Source organism: Mycetohabitans sp. B2 (genome assembly GCF_021733735.1).
Classification (GTDB): domain Bacteria; phylum Pseudomonadota; class Gammaproteobacteria; order Burkholderiales; family Burkholderiaceae; genus Mycetohabitans; species Mycetohabitans rhizoxinica.
On the sequence record NZ_JAHKSP010000139.1, the window covers coordinates 1 to 298 of the forward strand.

General features: G+C 53.4%; 1 protein-coding gene. It reads right to left on the reverse strand.

Annotation, left to right across the window (positions count from 1 at the left end; translation table 11 throughout):
- On the reverse strand, positions 1-180 hold a 180-nt coding region (locus tag KPG66_RS17110), incomplete at its 3' end, for a long-chain fatty acid--CoA ligase (RefSeq protein ID WP_237071640.1).
- Positions 181-298: the final 118 nt, after the last annotated feature.

Consider the following 298-nt stretch of genomic DNA (forward strand, 5'->3'; position numbering starts at 1 on the left):
ATGAAGGAAAACGGCGATCCTATCGGCCGCAGCGGAAAGTTCTGCATAGCTCAACGCGGATCCGTCGGAATCGACGACCGCACGAGCACTCGGCTGTCGCGCTGTCGTGTCGTCTAAGTATTTCGCCAAGTCTGCCGATGGCTCGGACTGTCGTCCCCGCGGCACAATGTCGGTCGTCATTTTTCAATTTCCGATGACTTTTCAACCAGGCGCATGGTGGCCAAGGATGAAAGGAGCCCCGACTCTTTTAGATTTAGATCGTCGGAAATATCTGAGTCGTTTCCTTTCAGGATAGTGT